The 1,545-nt window shown below is 38.1% G+C and carries 1 protein-coding gene; it reads right to left on the bottom strand.

What is annotated here, in order from left to right; translation table 11 throughout:
- Positions 1–71: 71 nt before the first annotated feature.
- A complete protein-coding gene (locus BAMA_RS23135) occupies positions 72–1,454 on the bottom strand; it encodes an IS1182 family transposase (RefSeq protein ID WP_034644384.1) in 1,383 nt (460 codons plus the stop codon).
- Positions 1,455–1,545: the final 91 nt, after the last annotated feature.

Here is a 1,545-nt window from a genome sequence, read left to right as displayed (position 1 = left end):
CACTTTGTTGAAAAAAGATTTTGTCAAGAAAATGCCAATTTTTTTGGCATTTTCTTGATTTTTTATTTGTATTATAAAGTTGGTTCTTCTATAATTTGATGTGTTAGGTGTAAACCAACTTGCTTAAGTGAGCGAAGTTTGGTCCACTTTTTTAAGTTTTGTATGATGGCGGTCATCAAAACTTGTGCTTTAACCTTTTGAACTCCACGGTATCGCGCATAGCGTAAGCCATGGAGTTCTTTACTATGTGCGAAACTTAATTCAACTGTAGATGGACGAACTGATTTTAAAACTTTTCCTCTCACAGTTAATCGTTGGATTCTCATTTTATCGTAAGTTCCTTGGTGGATGGAAACTCGTAACACCCGATCTTGATTTTCTTGTTTCGCAAACGGACATGCCTTACAACTTCCTTTGGGTGGTTTGAACTCGTGATAACCTTGCCGAGTGGTTGTTTTATAATGAAACGGTACACCACACGGACAGGCATAGAGTTCTTCGCTCACTTGTTTAAATTGATAACGGCGACAATTCGGGTGCTCTTTTGTAGGAAAACGACGGTACGACATGTAGACAAAAAAGCCGTACTGAAACAAGCTTCGTGCCAAGGAAGCGTTATAATAGCCCGAATCAAGAGCGATTTCGTTCGCATACTTCCCTAGAGTTTGCTTCAAACCCTGAATTTGTCCCATTAACTTGCGATGACCGGGCACATTGGCAGGAGTAACATCTGTGGCAATGATAAAGTTATGCAGGGAATCTACTATACGATGCTCAAAATAAGCAAATCGTCCTCGTGGATCATGCTTGACTGATAAACGCGCTTCCGGATCTACAGGACTCACGATGATTTGCCTTTCTTCTATTTTGGAACCTTTTGCTTGTAGCGGTTTCTTTCCATGACGTAATCGATAATCATTAATCATCGCCAAATCTTCCTCTTTTTCTTCTATTACTTGTTCCACCACAATGATTTCACGTACACGCTTATTCGCATTTGCCTTTAATTCTGTTTCATCCGCAATCCATGTTTCATTTGCGATAAAGCCTTCTTGTTGAATAAGACGAAGACAATGTTGAAACAAATCCTCCCAAAACTTCGTATTTTGTAGGCGTTGTGAGAGGAATTTAGAGATTGTTGAGTGATTAGGAATTTTCTCATAGGGAGAAACACCTAAAAACCACCGATATGTCGCATTCTGTTTGACTTGATTACATGTAAAACGAACGGAACGAAGCCCTTCCAAATATTGAATCAGTAAGATCTTCACTAACATAATGGGATCTTTTGTTGGGCGACCAATACGATGCGGATAGAACACTTCTAACTTCCTACTTACAAAATCCCAATCCATCACTGAGTCTATTTTCACTAAATGATGCGAAGCATCATACATCATTTCATAGTGTTTTCGGTTTTCTTCAATTTCTCTTCTGGAATATGTAACATACATAAAAAATCTCCTCGTTTCATTTCATTCACGAGGAGATTTTATCAGAATTTTTATATTTTATCTATTGACTAGATTGTTTTTCAACAGTATG

Source organism: Bacillus manliponensis, from assembly GCF_000712595.1.
GTDB lineage: Bacteria > Bacillota > Bacilli > Bacillales > Bacillaceae_G > Bacillus_A > Bacillus_A manliponensis.
Note: the sequence above shows the minus strand (reverse complement) of the source record. Positions and strands in the feature narration are given on the sequence as shown.

Coding starts and splice junctions, on each gene's coding strand:
- BAMA_RS23135 (WP_034644384.1), bottom strand. CDS start 1,454: ATGTATGTTACATATTCCAGAAGAGAAATTGAAGAAAACCGAAAACAC.